Source organism: Pseudarthrobacter sp. SORGH_AS 212, assembly GCF_030818145.1.
Classification (GTDB): domain Bacteria; phylum Actinomycetota; class Actinomycetes; order Actinomycetales; family Micrococcaceae; genus Arthrobacter.
The window spans coordinates 1357583-1374378 of the sequence record NZ_JAUTAA010000001.1 but is presented as its reverse complement, the minus strand read 5'-3'; the positions used below and the strand labels follow the sequence as shown (position 1 = coordinate 1374378).

The following is a 16796-nucleotide window of genomic DNA, read 5'->3' as shown; positions in this document are numbered from 1 at the left end:
TTGAGCCTCCAAAACGACACCTACTGCTACTTACTTGGGGAGGGATGTATTAGTGGAACTGGCCCTCTTCGGTCGATCCGACCAATGCGAGGGTGGACGCGTTCGGGTTGAGCGCGGTGGAGAGGGTGTCGAAGTAGCCGGTGCCGACTTCGCGCTGGTGCTTGGTTGCGGTGTAGCCGCGGGATTCGGAGGCGAATTCCTTCTCCTGGAGTTCGACGTAGGCGCTCATGCCTTCCCGGGCGTAGCCGTGGGCAAGATCGAACATCGAGTAGTTCAGGGCGTGGAATCCGGCCAGGGTGATGAACTGGAACGTGAAGCCCATGGCGCCGAGTTCGCGCTGGAACTTTGCGATGGTGGCGTCGTCCAGGTGCTTGCGCCAGTTGAAGGACGGCGAGCAGTTGTAGGAGAGCATCTGGTCCGGGAACTCGGCCTTGACGGACTCGGCGAACTTGCGGGCCAGTTCCAGGTCCGGGGTGCCCGTCTCCATCCAGATGAGGTCGGAGTACGGGGCGTAGGCCTTGGCCCGGGCGATGCAGGGTTCGATGCCGTTGCGGACCTTGTAGAAGCCCTCGGCGGTGCGCTCCCCGGTGATGAACTCCTGGTCCCGCTCGTCCACGTCCGAGGTGATCAGGGTGGCTGCCTCAGCATCAGTGCGGGCGATGACGACGGTGGGGGTACCGGCGACGTCGGCCGCCAGGCGGGCCGCGTTGAGGGTGCGGACGTGCTGCTGGGTGGGGATGAGTACCTTGCCGCCGAGGTGTCCGCACTTCTTCTCGGAGGCGAGCTGGTCTTCCCAGTGCACGCCGGAGGCGCCGGCCTGGATCATGGATTTCATCAGCTCGTAGGCGTTCAGCGGGCCGCCGAAACCGGCTTCGGCGTCGGCAACAATCGGGACCAGCCAGTCCTCAACGGTCTGGATGCCCTCGGAGAATTCGATCTGGTCCGCCCGGAGCAGGGCGTTGTTGATACGGCGGACCACTGTGGGGACGGAGTTGGCCGGGTAGAGGGACTGGTCCGGGTAGGTGTGGCCGGAATTGTTGGCATCGGCGGCCACCTGCCAACCGGAAAGGTAGATGGCGCGGAGGCCGGCCTTGACCTGCTGCACTGCCTGGTTGCCGGTGAGGGCACCCAGGGCGTTGGTGTAGCCGCCGGTCTTGTGTTCTTCGGTGAGCTGCTTCCACAGCTTCTCCGCACCGCGGCGGGCCAGCGTCTGCTCTTCGGTGACGCGGCCGCGGAGGCGGACGACGTCGGAGGCTGAGTAGTCCCGGGTCACACCTTCCCAGCGGGGGTTGGCGGACCACTCGAGCTCAAGTGCGGCGGCCTGCTGGTCGGGCGTCTGCGAGGTGGGCTCAAATGCTGCAGTCATCGTTGATCTCCTTGATTGAGCTCCGGATGGGGTAGGTGGGAACCGCGTCATTGAGGTTCCCACCGGCTTTCCGGTGCGGTGTTTCTTTCCGTGTGAACTACTTTTCAGCACTTTCAACCCCCTTTCTAGATGAAACCTATGGAAAGAAATGCACTTCTTCACGTATTCTTCAGAAATGTCGCCTTCAAGTTGGAACAGGGACGTTTCCCAGCCGCCGTCAGCCGCCGCAGCGGGACTCGATGTCATTGCGCTGGGCCGCCGCGTCCGCCATCTGCGTAAACAAGCCGGGCTCACGCTCGATGGCCTGAGCGCCGCCGTCGGGACCGCCCCCAGTCAGCTCAGCCTGATCGAAAACGGCAAGCGTGAGCCCAAACTGACCCTTCTGCAGCACCTGGCCGCGGCACTGAACGTCAGCATCGACCAGCTCCTTGGTGCCGAACCGCCCAGCCGGCGGGCGGCCCTGGAAATCGAGCTGGAACGGTACCAGCGCGGACCGCTGTACGAATCCCTCAACCTGCCGAAAATCCGCATCAGTTCGCGGCTTCCGCTGGATGTGCTCGAGGCCCAGGTGGGGCTCCTGCACGAGCTGGAGCGGAAGATGAACGAGCAGGTGGCCACCCCGGAAGAAGCCCGGCGCGCCAACGGTGAGCTGCGTGCCATGATGCGCGAGCGCGGCAACTACTTCCCGGAGTACGAGGCCGAAGCGCAGAAGGTCCTCAAGGAGGTGGGCTACACCGCCGGCCCGCTGAGCCAGCACGTCATCGCGGACATCGCCGCGCACCTTGGATTCGCCCTGTACCACGTGGGCGATTTGCCGCATTCCACCCGGTCCGTGACCGATTTGAAGAACCGCAGAATTTACCTGACCCAAAGCCAGCGGCAGGACCACGACCCCCGGTCCGTGCTGCTCCAGGCGCTGGGACACTACGTTCTGGGCCACGAAACGCCCCGCAACTATGGCGACTTCCTGGCCCAGCGGGTGGCGACCAACTATTTCGCCGCGGCGCTGCTTCTTCCCGAGCAGGCCACCGTGGAATTTCTGCAAAACGCCAAAGCCGCCAAGGAAATCGCGGTGGAGGACATCCGGGATGCGTTCGCCGTTTCCTACGAGACCGCGGCGCACCGGTTCACCAACCTGGCCACCAGGCACCTGGGTATCACCACGCATTTCCAGAAGACGCACCAGAGCGGGATCATCTACAAGGCCTACGAGAACGATGGCGTGAACTTCCCCCAGGACCACACCGGCGCCATTGAAGGGCAGCCGTCGTGCAAGGCCTGGACATCCCGTGCCGTGTTCGACGTTCCGGACAAGTTCAGCGCCTATAGCCAGTACACGGACACGCCGTCGGGTACGTACTGGTGCACCGCGCGGACCGAGCGGTCGGCCACGGGTGAGTTCTCGCTCAGCATCGGGGTGCCCTACCAGCACGTGAAATGGTTCCGCGGGCGTGAGACGACAGCCCGGGCCACTTCCAATTGTCCCGACCCGAACTGCTGCAAGCGTCCGCCGGCAGCCCTGACTTCGGAGTGGGCCGGGAACGCCTGGCCCTCTGCGCGGGCCCATTCGCACCTGCTGGCGGCCATGCCGCCCGGCGCTTTCCCCGGCGTCGACGAGACCGAGGTGTACAGCTTCCTGCAGGCCCACTCGGGGAGCTAATCAGCGTGGGCAGCCGCGACGACGGCAGCCGTCGGCGCCCCGTTGGGTGTCGCGCGCATGTCCAAACTGATGATTTCCAACAGGATGCCCTGCACAGTCCGATACGATTCCGGGTTACCGGACCACTGGCCGGAATCGTGGAGGAAGTGCAGGAAAAGCATCAGTGAATAGGTGGCCACGACGCCGTCATGGACGGTATGGATAATGAGGGCGGCCAATCTTTCAGCCACCTCAGCCGGTTTGAGGGCAGTGATGGAACGGTTCTCACCAATTTCGGGGTAGAAGCGGAAGAAGAGAATCAGGCTCGCCAGCACTTCTTCGACATCTGTGCGGAATGGATGCTGGACATACCAACAGATGAAGGCCGGAGCCAGGGATTCCAACTCCCGGATATTTCCGGGTGCCGGGCTAGTCACCCTGGGAATGGCGGCCTTGAAAGGGTCTCCAGGCTGGTTCCTTTGAGACTTGGTTTGTGCCGCCCGCCGGCGCTGATTCCTGCCCACAGATCCCCGCTTTGCTTGCTGTTCAGGTGTACCCAAACAGTAGGAAGGACGCGGTCCGGCCTGCTATCACCGGAAGCGCGTATGTGGATAAGACCCCGGAGCCCTGATCCAACGCCCGCTCAGCAGTGGTGGGTTTGCCCGCGACGCGCGCTCACTTTCCTGGGGAGAGTGAGCGGGCGTTTGGGTGGGAGCCGCCGTAAATGAGCGGGCGTTGCTAGCCGTGGAGGGCGCGGTACGCCGCGGCGGCGGCCGGGTGCAGGGGGATGCCGGCGGTGTTGATCAGCGTTTCCGGGCTGAGGAACTGCACTCCCAGGCTGGACTGTGGAATCAGTTCGCCGGCGTGGTTGACCAGCAGTTGCACGGTCCGCTCGACGGTGCCGGCGTCCAGGTCGGCGCGGCACAGCAACAGGTTGGCTGTCCCCACCGTCCAGACGGCGGGCACACCCGGGTAGCTTTCCGCGGGGATGAACACGCGGTCGTACTGGGCACCGTGCCGGGCGCGCAGCTCCGGCAACAGGGACGAGAGGTCCAGCAGCGCCAGCGGCACCTCCCGCTGCGCGGCGGAGATGGCGGCCGTGGGCACGCCGCCGGACCAGAACAGGGCGTCCACGGTACCGGCCTTCAGGGCCGCGAGGCCGTCGTTCAGGCCCAGGCTTACGACGGCGACGCTGCCTTGCGCCGCCGGCCCGGCCTCCGCCGAGGTGCCAAGGCCCGCTGCCGCGAGCAGCCGCGGTGTGGTGAGCGACGTCCCCGAACCCGGCTGGCCCACTGCCACGGTCCGCCCGGACAGCTGTGACAGCGAAGTGATGCCGCTGCCTTTCCGCACCACGCAGTGGACGTAGTTTTCGTAGACCTTCCCCAGCGCGGCCAGCGGCGCGGCGCCCTCGGCAGCCGTGGTTCCCGGCTCCACAGCAGGGCCGGCAACCGCATCGGCCAGGGACACGGCAAGCGTGGCCCTTCCATCCCGCAACTGCGCCAGGTTGTCCAGGCTGCCGCCGGTGGCAACGGCTACAGCCTTTCCGGCTATGTCATGGCGTTCCAGGGAAGCGGCCAGCAGAGTGGAGAACTCAAGGTAGAAGCCACCTGCCTCCCCGCCCGCCACGGTCAGCAGCCCGGGCCGGTTCCCGCTGCAGGCGGACAGCACAGACGGGACGAGGGCCGTTGCTGCCAGGCCTGCCCCGGCTTTCAGGAGGGACCGCCTGGGCAGGACGGCCCCGGTAAGGCCGGACGCCCTGACCTCAGCCACGTCCATCCCCGCCTTCGGAGCGGTCCTCCAGCACCGGAACAGGAAATTCGAGCCGGGCTGACAGGCCGTGCGGTGCCGCCGTTCCCAGGACCAGGCGGCCACCGTTGGCCGCCGCCAGTTCACCCACGATCGTCATGCCCAGGCCTGTTCCCCGGACCGAGGCGTGCTGGGGCGCCCGCCAAAACCTCGTGGACGCCTGGGCGAGGTCCTGTTCGGAAAGCCCCGGGCCGTCGTCGTAAATTTCCACTGTGACCGTGGAAAGCTCAGCCCGGACGGAAGCAGTGACGGTGGCTCCCGGGGCGTACTTGACCGCGTTGCCCACGAGTTCGCCCACCATCTGGGCGAGCTCGGCCGGCTCGCACGCCACCAGGACGGGGGCCTGCGGCGGGGGAGCGAGGACCAGCCGCATACCGGCGCGGCCCGCAGCGGGGGCAGCCCGCTCCATTTCCTCCTGCAGGACGGGGTAGGGGTCGATCGGCGCAGCAACGGGCCTGGCCTCCGGGCTGTTGAAGGCCCTGACGGCGTCTTCACTGGCCCGGTGCTCGGCGGCGGCCAGCTTCAACACGTCGTCCAGGATCTCCTCCACCCGCTCCAGCTCGGCCACCGCGCTGGCGGCGACGTCGTGTTCCCGTTCGGTCTTCAGTTCAAGCTGGAGTACGTCCAGCCGCAGCCGCAGCGCGCCGATGGGGTTCCGCAGCTGGTGCGACGTATCGGCGATCAACTGGCGCTGCGACTCGATGCTGTCGCTGACCGTACGCGCCATGGCAGTGAAGGACCGGCTCAGTTCGCGCAGCTCCGGCGGACCGTCCTCAGGCAGCCGCCCGGACCGGCCCGTGCGGCCCAGCTCGGTCACCGCGGAATTCAGCCGCAGGACGGGACGCAGCACCCACCCGGTGACACGGGCGGCGGCAAGCAGCAGGACCGCAGCGAGGGCGACGGCGGCCGCCCCCACCACAAGCCAGCGCTGCTGCAGCTTCGCCCTGGCGGCATCGAGGTTGACGTCCATGGCCACGCCGCCCAGCACCTGGTTGGCGCTGCCGAAGGGGCGGAAGATCACCTGAGGGCCGGAACCGAGCGGCTCCAGCGGTGCCAGTGCGGTGCCGTTGACGTTCAGCCGGGCCAGGGACAGCGCATCCTGCACGTCGGCACGGGCTTCACTGAGCCCTCCCGAGCTGAGCGTCTCCTGCTGCAGCCGGACCACGATGCCCTCGGCATAGAGGGCGGAGTACGTGTCCATCTCGCGCTGCAGCCGCGCGGTATCGCCGTCGCCGGCCGCATCGAAGGCCACCTGCGCCAGCCGGTTCAGGGACGCCACCCGGTTGATCTGGACCTCCTGCGTCAGCTCCCGAGCCGCCGAGGACAGGATGGTCCCGGACACCAGGAACACCACCACCAGGCACAGCACGCTGAGGACGCCAAGGACCCGCAACCTCATGCGGGATCTGCCTCCACCCGGTAGCCCACGCCCCGGACGTTGATGATGAAACCGGGTTTCTGCAGTTTGGCCCGCAACCCGGTCAGGTGCACATCCAGGGACCGGGACGAAGCGAGGAAAGCATCACCCCACAGGGCATCAAGGATCTGCTCCCGGGTCACCACGGAGCCGGCGTGCCGGGCCAGGAGGGACAGGAGTTCGAATTCCGTGGCCGTCAGCGGGAGGACCGCGCCGTCCCTGGATGCGATGCGGCGGCCCAGGTCAATGTCGAGATCGCCCAGGACGATGGTGTCCGGCACGCTTCCTGTGCGGCGTCCGGCCCGCCGGGTGACGGCCTCGATCCGTGCCAGCAGTTCCACGAGTTTCACGGGTTTGACCAGGTAGTCGTCGGCGCCGGAGCGAAGTCCGAGCACCACGCTGCGTTCGTCGTCGCGGGCGGTGAGGATGAGGATGGGGCAGTCGGTGATCTGGCGGAGCTTGCGGAGGACGTCCAGGCCGTCCATGTCCGGCAGCCCGAGGTCCAGGAGGATCACCTCGAAGTCCCGGTGGACCAGCAGGGCGTCAGCTCCCCGCGCCACCCTCGTGGTCCGGTGGCCCGCCGTCGCAACACCCGCCGCCAGCGCACCTGCCATGGCGTCGTCGTCCTCGACGATGAGCACTTCCATGGCCATGTTCCTTCTCTTTGGGGACGGGCGCGGGGCGGGACAAGGGTCGGGTGCGGGGACTAGTCTGCCTTTGGAGATTACCGCCTCACGGGGAACCGGCGCTTGGGAACCGGGAAATGCCTATTCCTAAGGAAGTGTTAGGAAACCCGCTTCCGCGTTGGCTGTGCCGTGGATCACCCATAGTTTGGTGGAGGTCCTCCGCGCTTTCGGGAGACCGTCACACCAAGGAAGGTTCATGATGAGCACCGAACAAGCAGCGCCGCTGACGGGGGCGGCCCAGTCCGAGGCGGCACAGACCCGCCGGGCCGTGGGCAACATCCTCAAGGGCTCCGCCGGAAACCTGGTGGAGTGGTACGACGTCTACATCTACACGGCGTTCCTGGCCTACTTCCAGCCGCACTTCTTCAATTCCAAGGACCCGCTGCAGGGCGCCCTCGAAGGCATGGCCGTCTTCGCCGTTACCTTCCTCATGCGGCCCATCGGCAGCTGGTTCTTCGGCCGTTTCGCCGACCGCCGGGGCCGGAAAGCCGCCCTGACGCTGAGCGTGACCATGATGTCCGCCGGTTCCTTCTTCATCGCCATCTTGCCCACCAAGGACGTTATCGGCGTTTGGGCCCTGGTCCTGCTGGTCCTGGCGCGCCTGGTGCAGGGCTTCTCCGTGGGCGGCGAATACGGCACCAGTGCCACCTACATGTCCGAGGCCGCCACCGCCAAGCGCCGCGGCTTCTTCTCCAGCTTCCAGTACGTCACCCTGATCGGCGGCCAGATGCTGGCCCTGCTGGTCCTGGTGGTCCTGCAGAACGCCCTGGGCAAGGACGCCCTGACCGAGTGGGGCTGGCGCATTCCGTTCGCCATCGGCGGCGTGGCTGCACTGGTGGTCCTGTGGCTGCGGCGCTCCATGGAGGAAACCGTCTCCGCCAGCCAGGTGGAAGCGGCCGCAAACGCCAAGGCATCCGGCGAGGCGCAGCCCGGCACGCTCAAGCTGCTCTTCACCAAGCACTGGAGGGCGCTGCTGATCTGCATCGGCGTCACCCTGGGTGGCACCGTGGCGTTCTACACGTACACCAACTTCATCCTCAGCTTCATGAACAACACCAGCGGCATTCCCAAGGAAACCACCTCGGTCATTAACTTCTGGGCCCTGTTTATCTTCATGCTGCTGCAGCCCGTCTACGGCATTATCTCGGACAAGATCGGCCGCAAGCCGCTGCTGCTCTGGTTCGGCATCACGGGCGTGCTGTTCACCTGGCCGCTGATGTCCGCGCTCGCCGGCACCAAGGACCCGATGGTCGCGTTCCTGCTGATGATGGGCGGCCTGCTGATTGTGGGCGGCTACACGTCCATCAACGCCCTGGTGAAGGCCGAACTGTTCCCCGCCTCGATCCGGGCCCTCGGCGTGGGGCTGGGCTACGCGCTCGCCAACTCGATGTTCGGCGGCACCGTCCCGCTGATCGGCGCAGCCCTGCAGAAGGCCGGCCAGGTGGAACTGCTCTTCACCTACGTCACGGTGGCCATCGGCGTATCGCTGCTGGTCTACATCTTCGCGCTCAAGAACAAGAAGTCGACGCACCTGGACCAGGAGCAGGGCCATGCCTGGGACGCCGGCACAGCAGCCAGCGCGGACGACGACGACGATCGCCTGGCTGCCGCCAAGCGCTGAGCTTCCGCAGGACGCACCGGCGCCCGTTCCCCGCTGAGGGGAACGGGCGCCGTCGCCGTTAAGCGTCGGTGCGGTCCTTGCCCCGGTGCCGGCAGGCGGAGGTGCCAGGGGCTGCCCGGGGAGGGGCCCGTCGTCGTGCGCTGTCCGGTGCTGCCGGGTGCGCCTAGCTGCGCCCGCTGCGGCGCCCGGCCAGGGAAGCGTGCGCCCGCATCATGCGGGGAACCACCAGGTAAACGGCCGTGGGAACCACCACCAGCGTGAGGGCCAGGGCCTTGAATACCGGGTGCCACCCCTCGGTCAGCGGAGCCGAGGCCATCATGCCGACGGCTACCAGCGGGAAAATCGCCAGCCAGGTAATGAGAGCCCGGACATGGACGGACGGCAGGGCCGGCGGCGAAGCCGGTGCCGACGATGCGGGGGTCAGAAGGGCGGGGCCGGGAGCGGTCTCCATGGAAATCTCCAACTAGATAGTTGCTTTTGTTGTGAACCGAGAATATGCGCGCCGGACAGTAATTGCAACTACCTGGTTGGAATTGCGTAGAATGGAGTCATGGCCTGGAACACCGAACGCACCAAGGAGCTGCTGCTGGCGGCTGCCACCGAGGAATTCAGTGCGAACGGACTGGCCGGTGCGCGGGTGGACCGCATAGCCGCCGCGGCCGGGGTCAACAAGGAGCGCATCTACCAGTACTTCGGCAAGAAGGATGAGCTGTTCGACGCCGTCCTCGCCGCCGAAATGATCCGCGTCATGACAGAGGTCCCCATCCAGGGCCACGGTCCTGAAGCCTTCGGCGACTACGCCGGCAGGCTCTTTGACCGGCACACCACGGACGGCGTGCTGCCGCGGCTGGTGTTCTGGGAAGGGCTGGAGCGGGGCAGGGAAACCGTCAGCAGGGCTACCCGCACGGACCACTGCGCCATCAAGGTGGGGCAGGTGATGGAGGTGCTCCCCGGTGTGGGCCGAGAAGACGCAGCCGACCTGCTGATCACCGTGGTCACCCTCTGCGACGGGTGGCCGGTCCTGCCCCAGATCGACGCGCTCCTGGCGGGCAACGGCCGGGACCGGGCCGCCCGCCGTCGGGCGTTCATCGTGCGGACCGCAACGCTGATGGCCGGCGCCCTGCTGGAGGACGCAACAGCAGGCCGCCCCGCCGTGCAGGCGGTGGCGGCAGCCGCGGACTGATGCGTGCAGAACTCCATGGCCCGGGCCTGAAGGCTGGGTAAAGCCCGCTGAAGCGGAATCCGGCCGTCACTGTGCTGCACGGGTGGGCGGCGCCACATAACAGGGACTGTGGAGCCGTGCGGACTATATTGGGGCGTGTCAGCACACCACCACCAACGCGGGAGTCTGCACCCATGGCCAAGGAACTTGCCACCCAACTCGTTGAACAACTCCAGGCTGCCGGCGTGCAGCGGATCTACGGGATTGTGGGGGACAGCCTCAACCCCATAGTGGACGCCGTCCGGCAAACCGGCGGTTCGGCCGAGGGCGGCATCGACTGGGTCCACGTCCGGCACGAGGAGGCCGCCGCCTTCGCCGCCGCCGCAGAGGCACAGCTCACGGGCCGCCTCGCCGTCTGCGCCGGTTCCTGCGGCCCCGGCAACCTGCACCTGATCAACGGGCTGTACGATGCCAACCGCAGCGGCGCCCCGGTGCTGGCCATCGCCTCCCACATCCCCAGCAAGCAGATCGGCAGCAGCTTCTTCCAGGAAACCCACCCGGACCGGCTCTTCAACGAATGCTCGGTCTACTCGGAACTGGTCAGCACCGCCGAGCAGGCGCCCCGCGTCATGCACAGCGCCATCCAGCATGCGCTGGGACTGGGCGGAGTCGCCGTCGTGACCCTTCCCGGTGACATCGCAGGGCTCGAAGCCAGCGCGCCGACGCCGCTGCCCGCCACCTTCCGTCCCGCCAGCCTCGTCCCGGACCCTGCCAGCGTCCAGGCCCTGGCGGACGCCATCAACGACGCCGGCAAGGTCGCCATCTTCGCGGGCGCCGGCGTCGAGGGTGCCCACAGTGAACTGATGGCGCTCGCGGAACTCGCGAAGGCGCCCATCGGCCACTCCCTCCGCGGCAAAGACTTTGTCCAGTACGACAACCCGTTCGATATCGGCATGACCGGGCTGCTGGGCTACGGCGCCGCCGCCGAGGGCATCGAAGACGCCGACCTCCTGGTCCTCCTCGGCACCGACTTTCCGTACGACCAGTTCCTGCCGGACACCCGGACTGCACAGGTGGACCGGGTGGCGCACCGGCTGGGGCGGCGGACCGACGTCGACGTCGCAGTCCACGGCGACGTGCTGCCAACCCTGCACGCCCTGCTGCCCCTGGTGAAGGCAAAGAAGAGCCGCCGGTTCCTGGACCAGATGCTCAAGAAGCACGACCGGCTGATGAACAAGGCCGTGGGCGCCTACACCCGCAAGGTGGAGAAGAAGCAGCCCATCCACCCGGAATACGCGGCCTCCCTGCTGGACCAGATAGCCGCGGAGGATGCGATCTTCACCGCGGATACGGGCATGTGCAACGTCTGGACGGCGCGGTACATCAACCCGCTGGGCACGCGGCGGCTGATCGGGTCCTTCCTGCACGGCTCCATGGCCAACGCCCTGCCGCACGCCATCGGCGCGCAGCTGGCGTACCCCGGCCGGCAGGTCATCTCCGTGTCCGGTGACGGCGGGCTGTCAATGCTGCTCGGCGAGCTGATCACCGCCGCCGCCTACAAGCTGCCCGTCAACGTGGTGGTGTTCAACAACTCCACCCTGGGCATGGTCAAGCTTGAAATGCTGGTGGACGGGCTCCCCGATTTCGGGGTGGATGTGCCGGACGCCAACTACGCCGCCGTAGCCCAGGCGCTGGGCTTCCATGCAGTCCGCGTCACGGACCCCGCGCAGATCGAGGCAGCATACCGCGAGGCGTTCGCGCACCCGGGGCCGTCGCTGGTGGAACTCATCACCGATCCCAAGGCGCTGTCCATTCCGCCCAAGATCTCCGGGTCGCAGGTCATCGGGTTTGCCACGGCCATGTCCAAAGTGGTCCTGAACAGGGGAGCGGGCGAAGCCGTCAGCATGGCCCGCAGCAACCTGCGGAACATCCCCCGGCGCTGACCCTATCCGGACGCCCCACCAGATGAGGGGCTTAACGCCTGAACGCTCCTGCAACCGGTACAGGAGCGTTCAGGCGTTTTGGCGGTGTGTTGTGCCTGGCTAGCGGGCGCCGCCCTGCCACAGGGCATCGAATGGTGCCCCGGAGGCCACGCGGTTGCGGATGCCCTCGGTCACGAAGGCCTTGGCTGTGCGCGCCGCCTCCAGCGGGGAGGCGCCCTTGGCCAGTTCGGCGGTCACGGCGGCCGCGAGCGAGCAGCCCGCGCCGGATACGGCCACCTCGCCCACCTTCGGGGCGCTGAGGACCTCGAGGGTTTCGCCGTCAAAGAAGACGTCGACGGCGTCAGAGCCTTCCAGCCGAACCCCGCCCTTGGCCAGGACCGCCGCGCCGCTGAGTTCGTGGATGCGGACAGCGGCAGCCTTGAGGGACTCGACGTCGGTGATCTCCAGGCCGCTCAGGGATTCTGCCTCGAAGTGGTTGGGGGTCACGAAGGTGGCCAGCGGCAGGATTTCGGCCTTCAGGGCCTGGTCCGTGTCCAGGGCGTGGCCGGGCTCCTGGCCCTTGCAGATCAGCACCGGGTCCAGCACCACGTTGCCGAAGCCGTTAGCCTTCAGGGAACCGGCCACCGTGCTGATGGTTGCCGGGCTGCCGAGCATGCCGATCTTCACGGTGTCCAGCACGGAGGGGGCGCCCGACGCCGGTCCGTACGCCGCCGCCGTCGCCTCCAGCTGGTCGGCAATCACCTGCTGGTCCACCGGGACGAAGCGATGGTTCCAGTTGTCCTTCGGGTCGAAGGACACGATGCAGGTCAGGTTGGCGATGCCGAAGACGCCCAGTTCCTGGAAGGTCTTCAGGTCGGCCTGTGCCCCGGCACCACCGGTGGCTTCGGACCCTGCGATGGTGAGGACGACGGCCGGAGTGGTGGCGGACGGCGATGCGCCGGTGGAAACGGAAGTCATCCCACCATCCTGCCATCCGGCGTCGTGCGTTGCCTTGTGTTGCTGAACAGGCGACCCCCAGCTTCCGTGTTCAGGCCGACAACGGCGCCTGGTGCCCCTCGGGATCCACGCGGACCAACCGCCAAACAGCCAGGCGGCCGATGGCCACGGCGCCGCCCATCATCAATGCCGTGGACAGCATGAAGCCGGCGCTGGAACCGGACCATGGTCTCAACGCGGCGAGACCCGTGCCAATGAGTGCGCCAAGGCCACCAAACGCGGCAACATGCAGCCACTGGTTCCGCACAGGCTGGAGCAGGATTCCCAGCGGCGCCCCCGCGCAGAATGCGAGGACCGCCGCCGGTACGGCTCCCCAGACGAGCGTCGCCAGGAACATGGGCAGGAACCAGTCCCTGCCGCTCGTGAAAGCGAGGACGATGGCCAGGCAGAGTAGGCTCACCAGCGCGCCTGCGGCCAAGACGATGTACCCAGGACCACGTGGCGCGGCCTGCTCACACCCGTCCCTTGGCAACCTGCTGGAGGGCCCCGCCCAGTTCCGGCTGGCGGTAGATGAACCCGGCGGACAGGAGCTTCTGCGGCAGGACCCACCTGCTCTTGAGCACCAGTTCCGTTTCGGTGCGGATCAGTACGGCGCCCGCGCGCAGGAGCCAGGCAGGAGTGGACACGCCAAAGCGCTTCCCGTAGGCACGGCGGACCAGCCGCATCAGCTCGTGGTTGCTCACCACGTCCGGCGAGGCCACGTTGACCGGGCCGGTGATGTCCGTCCGGGCATGCAGGAACCGCATGCACCGGTACAGGTCCTCCACGTGGATCCAGCTGAATTTCTGGTTGCCGTCGCCCATGTGCCCGCCCAGGCCCAGCCTGGCGAGGTTGGCGAACGGCCGCAGCGCCCCGCCGCCCGGGCCGAGGACAATAGAGATCCGCAGCGGAATCTTCCGGGTTTCCGGCGTGGCCGCAGCATCCAGGGCAGTCTCCCAGGCGCGGGCCACGTCCACGGAGAATCCGGTGCCCGGCTCGCCGTCGTTCTCTGATTGCGGCCGGTCCCGGGCGTCCCGGTAGATGGTCCCGGTGCTGGCGTTCAGCCACGTCGACGGCGGTTCCTGGCACCGGGCGATGGCGCGGCCCAGTGCCTCGGTGGTCCGGACCCGTGACTCAAGAATCGAGGTACGGTTACGGGCGCTGTACCGGCAGTTCACCGAGCGTCCGGCGAGGTTGACCAGGAGGTCGGCGCCGTTGAGGACCCTGGTGAGGGCGTCGTCGTCGTTCCAGCTTGCCGAGGAACTTCCCGCTCCCTTGCGCCCGATGGTCCGCACGGCCCAGCCGTCCTGCTCGAAACGCGACCGGACGTATCTGCCGATGAAACCCGAAGCGCCGGCGAGTACCACCGTCTTGGTGCTGCGCATTTTTCCCCCTTGTTGGTTTTCCACGATGTGTTGCCGCCTGCCTAACTGCGGACGCTGCGGCTGAGGTTGAGGACGTCGTCCAGGACCTTGCCTACGCCGGGAACGCGGGCCAGCCCCAGTCCCCGGGCGATCAGCGGCGCGGCTCCATCGACCAGCCGCCTGGTGCGCTGCTGCCCTTCAGAAGTGTCGTAGACCCAAAACAGCGTGACCCCCATGTAGCAGAGCCACAGCAGTTCGGGCAGATCGCTGCGCAGCTTTTTGGGGACCGCTGGCCGGGCACCGTCCACCGCCTGCCGGAAAATCTCCAGCGAGGCTTCCCGGGCGGGGGTTGATGCCGTAGAGAAGGGGTTGACGGGGGAGGTAGGGCGGATGGCCGTGGCCACGAAGTCCGCGCCGAACCGGTGGTAGGGGGCCATGACGTCCAGGCCTGCGTGCAGGACGGCTTTGAGCCGCTCTGCCAGCCCGCCCGTGGTGGCCAGCGCTCCGGCCGCGCGCTCGGCGTGCTCCGCCTGGACCTGAACGTAGAGCTCGTGGACCAGGCTGTCCTTGGATTCGAAGTAGTAGTAGGCATTGCCTGCAGAGACGCCGGCCTCGGCTGCGATGGCACGCATGGTGGTCTTCTCGAAGCCGATTTCCCGGAACATCCGCAAGGCCACTTCTGCCAGCTTCTGCCGGGTCTGCTCACTCTTCGCAGCCAACTGATTCCCCCAAATTTGAACGTGTTCAAGAACAAGTATGGCACATCTTTTGAACGTGTTCAGTTTCTGCTGTGCCCCCTCGTACGTCCTTGGACGGGGGCGGTGGGAGAATGGACTGACTCCAGTGCTAATACAGCCGGCGGCCCGGTTCCGCGGCCGCCGAGCGAACCACTCCGAACGGATCTCCTCCATGCCTGCTGCCCCAGGACACAACGCCGCGCCCCGAACCACCTCGCCGGAATCTCCTGCGAAATTCGCCTCGATCGGTTCGCCGTATTTCGGCATCATGCTGGCCGTTATGGCGGTGGTGCTCATCCTGTCAAACATCGGCGCATCGAAGGGTGTGGCGATCGGCCCCATCGTGACGGACGGCGGCTTCTTCCTGTTCCCGCTCGCCTACATCCTGGGTGACGTCATCAGCGAGGTGTACGGCTTCAAGGTGGCGCGCAAGGCCATCCTCACCACCTTCGCACTGTCCGTCTTCGCGTCCCTCTGCTACTGGGTGATCATCGCCCTGCCCGGGTTCGACGACGAGTACGGCATCGCCAAGCAGTCCGCACTGGAGGTGGCACTGGGCCCCGTGCCACAGATCGTGCTGGCCTCGCTCCTGGCATTCCTCGCCGGCCAGACCATCAACTCGTGGATCCTGGTGAAGATGAAGACACGTACGGGCGAGAAGTCGCTGTGGGCCCGGCTGATGGGGTCCTCCGGGGCCGGCGAGTTCGTGGACACACTGATCTTCTGCAGCATTGCCGCGTCCGTCATCGGCATCACCGATGCCGGCATGTTCCTGAACTACGTGGTGGCGGGATTCCTCTACAAGACCCTGGTGGAGTTCCTCTTCGTCCCTGTAACGGCGCTGGTCATCGGGTGGGTGAAAAAGCGCGAACCGAGTTACGGGGCTGCCGTCTCCTAAGGACAGCTTGATTCTGCGGCCTCTTGGCCCGCCGACTCGACGGTTCCATGCCTGGTCGATGTTTCGAAGCCACGCGTAGGCAGGAAATCGTCGAAACGGGCGTAGTGGTCAGGGTTCGCAGTTTCTGGCAAACGCGCGAAGTACGCGATGCTTGAACTCCGCCTCACGAAAGAGATGTTTCCACTCGATACGCAGTACGATCCAGCCGTCTTCGGTGAGTGCCTTTTCCCGCTGTCTTTCGTTGTAGATCACCTCGTCAGTCGGATGGAAGTCGAAGTACTTGGACTTGCCGTCGAATTCGAGTGCCACCTTGCGGGCAGGCCATGCGAAGTCCAAGCGATAGGTTCCGCTGGCCGTGTACACCGAAAACTGAAGGTCCGGCGTGGGAAGTTTCAGCCTGTGGATGAGTTCGCGGGTGAGACTTTCGCCGGCTGACTCGGAGCGCGGATCCACCAGGTCAAGAGCCGTTCTGAGTGCCAGTACTCCGTTGCGGCCTGCCAGTGCAGCGCATCTCTCCCGAAGGAGCGGGACGTCTGCACCGAGCCTGGCGGCGTGATCCACCAGAATTACCGCCTGCCTGACGTTGAACATCATGCAGCAGTCCACCACTGTCCGTTCCAGCGAGCTGCAAGGCAGGCCGTCAACAAGCGAAAGTTCACGTCGCTTAATTGCCCCTGTGTGGGCAGCAACGCCACATCCGTGGGAGATCCCGGAAGGGCGGCCCGGCTGCGTCAGGTGAACTGTTTCATCGACGTTCCAGAGATGGAGCCGGCGTAGGGCAGCCGCCGAGGTGTGGCTGTAGACAAAATTTCCTGCCGACGTCGTCAGAGTTCCGTGTGCGTGGCCGTAAACGCGTTGGCGCCTGCGATCTGGCTCCGTCAAACCGTTCCACCACTCACCGCGGGCGTAGCAGCCGCGGCGAATTCTGACCAACTGCCCGCTGCGCACCAGCGAGGAGATTGCCCGGGCGTTCAAACCCTGTTCCAGCAATTCGGCGGTCCGCCAGAAATTTGCCTGGCCAAAAACAGGAATCCCCTTCATGGTTCAAGGGTTGCCGGAATGCCTCTCGCCGCCCAGTGATGGATACGGCTATGTGGACAACGCCGATTCGACGATTGGCTGCGCGTCCGATGTAGACACACGTCGAGTGCGCAGGGAATCGTCGAGACGGGTAGACACTGG

The 16796-nt window shown here is 66.4% G+C and carries 16 protein-coding genes; 5 read left to right on the top strand and 11 right to left on the bottom strand.

All coding sequences use genetic code 11. The annotated features are described in order from the left end of the window. Positions 1-49 precede the first annotated feature (49 nt). Positions 50-1366: an isocitrate lyase gene (gene aceA, locus QE394_RS06215; protein ID WP_056076797.1), complete on the bottom strand. Its 1317-nt coding sequence runs from the start codon at positions 1364-1366 to the stop codon at positions 50-52. A gap of 148 nt (positions 1367-1514) precedes the next feature. Between aceA and QE394_RS06210 the strand changes: the two genes are divergently transcribed. After that, entirely contained in the window at positions 1515-3026 is a 1512-nt protein-coding gene (locus QE394_RS06210) for a helix-turn-helix domain-containing protein (protein WP_349034071.1), read from the top strand. Here QE394_RS06210 and QE394_RS06205 read toward each other — a convergent pair. The 4 genes from QE394_RS06205 to QE394_RS06190 form a co-directional block, all read right to left on the bottom strand. Further along, entirely contained in the window at positions 3023-3409 is a 387-nt protein-coding gene (locus QE394_RS06205; RefSeq protein WP_349034070.1) for a hypothetical protein, read from the bottom strand. The genes QE394_RS06210 and QE394_RS06205 overlap by 4 nt on opposite strands. A gap of 334 nt (positions 3410-3743) precedes the next feature. Further along, on the bottom strand, positions 3744-4781 hold the full coding sequence (locus QE394_RS06200) for a TAXI family TRAP transporter solute-binding subunit (RefSeq protein WP_349034069.1): 1038 nt from the start codon (positions 4779-4781) through the stop codon (positions 3744-3746). Next, positions 4768-6210 (bottom strand): HAMP domain-containing sensor histidine kinase, encoded by a 1443-nt coding sequence (locus QE394_RS06195; RefSeq protein WP_349034068.1) that lies wholly within the window; start codon positions 6208-6210, stop codon positions 4768-4770. The genes QE394_RS06200 and QE394_RS06195 overlap by 14 nt, the downstream gene beginning before the upstream one ends. Then, the gene (locus QE394_RS06190) at positions 6207-6875 is read right to left on the bottom strand and encodes a response regulator transcription factor (RefSeq protein WP_056076785.1); all 669 of its coding nucleotides are present in this window, start codon (positions 6873-6875) and stop codon (positions 6207-6209) included. Before QE394_RS06190 ends, QE394_RS06195 begins: the two co-directional genes overlap by 4 nt. A 238-nt stretch (positions 6876-7113) precedes the next feature. Here QE394_RS06190 and QE394_RS06185 point away from each other — a divergent pair, with 238 nt between their 5' ends. Beyond that, positions 7114-8535, top strand: coding sequence for an MFS transporter (locus QE394_RS06185; RefSeq protein ID WP_056077062.1), 1422 nt, complete (start codon positions 7114-7116; stop codon positions 8533-8535). A 163-nt stretch (positions 8536-8698) separates the two neighbouring features. Here the strand turns inward: QE394_RS06185 and QE394_RS06180 are convergent, their stop codons facing one another. After that, positions 8699-8986 (bottom strand): hypothetical protein, encoded by a 288-nt coding sequence (locus QE394_RS06180; RefSeq protein WP_349034067.1) that lies wholly within the window; start codon positions 8984-8986, stop codon positions 8699-8701. Between the two features lie 99 nt (positions 8987-9085). Between QE394_RS06180 and QE394_RS06175 the strand changes: the two genes are divergently transcribed. After that, positions 9086-9718: a TetR family transcriptional regulator gene (locus QE394_RS06175; RefSeq protein WP_261619975.1), complete on the top strand. Its 633-nt coding sequence runs from the start codon at positions 9086-9088 to the stop codon at positions 9716-9718. 173 nt (positions 9719-9891) lie between these two features. Next, entirely contained in the window at positions 9892-11640 is a 1749-nt protein-coding gene (locus QE394_RS06170) for a pyruvate dehydrogenase (protein ID WP_056076779.1), read from the top strand. Positions 11641-11739: 99 nt separating this feature from the next. Here the strand turns inward: QE394_RS06170 and QE394_RS06165 are convergent, their stop codons facing one another. The 4 genes from QE394_RS06165 to QE394_RS06150 all read right to left on the bottom strand — a co-directional run bounded on the left by QE394_RS06165 (position 11740) and on the right by QE394_RS06150 (position 14698). Continuing rightward, on the bottom strand, positions 11740-12597 hold the full coding sequence (locus QE394_RS06165) for a hydroxymethylpyrimidine/phosphomethylpyrimidine kinase (protein ID WP_349034066.1): 858 nt from the start codon (positions 12595-12597) through the stop codon (positions 11740-11742). A 70-nt stretch (positions 12598-12667) separates the two neighbouring features. Further along, complete coding sequence (locus tag QE394_RS06160) at positions 12668-13036, bottom strand: hypothetical protein (RefSeq protein WP_349034065.1); 369 nt, start codon at positions 13034-13036, stop codon at positions 12668-12670. A 52-nt stretch (positions 13037-13088) separates the two neighbouring features. Beyond that, positions 13089-14000 carry a TIGR01777 family oxidoreductase gene (locus QE394_RS06155; protein WP_349034064.1) on the bottom strand — a complete coding sequence of 304 codons (912 nt, stop codon included), beginning with the start codon at positions 13998-14000 and terminating at the stop codon, positions 13089-13091. 41 nt (positions 14001-14041) lie between these two features. Further along, entirely contained in the window at positions 14042-14698 is a 657-nt protein-coding gene (locus QE394_RS06150) for a TetR family transcriptional regulator (protein WP_349034063.1), read from the bottom strand. Positions 14699-14888: 190 nt separating this feature from the next. Between QE394_RS06150 and QE394_RS06145 the strand changes: the two genes are divergently transcribed. Then, complete coding sequence (locus tag QE394_RS06145) at positions 14889-15614, top strand: queuosine precursor transporter (RefSeq protein ID WP_349034062.1); 726 nt, start codon at positions 14889-14891, stop codon at positions 15612-15614. 108 nt (positions 15615-15722) lie between these two features. Here the strand turns inward: QE394_RS06145 and QE394_RS06140 are convergent, their stop codons facing one another. Then, complete coding sequence (locus QE394_RS06140) at positions 15723-16655, bottom strand: type IV toxin-antitoxin system AbiEi family antitoxin domain-containing protein (protein ID WP_349034061.1); 933 nt, start codon at positions 16653-16655, stop codon at positions 15723-15725. Positions 16656-16796 lie beyond the last annotated feature (141 nt).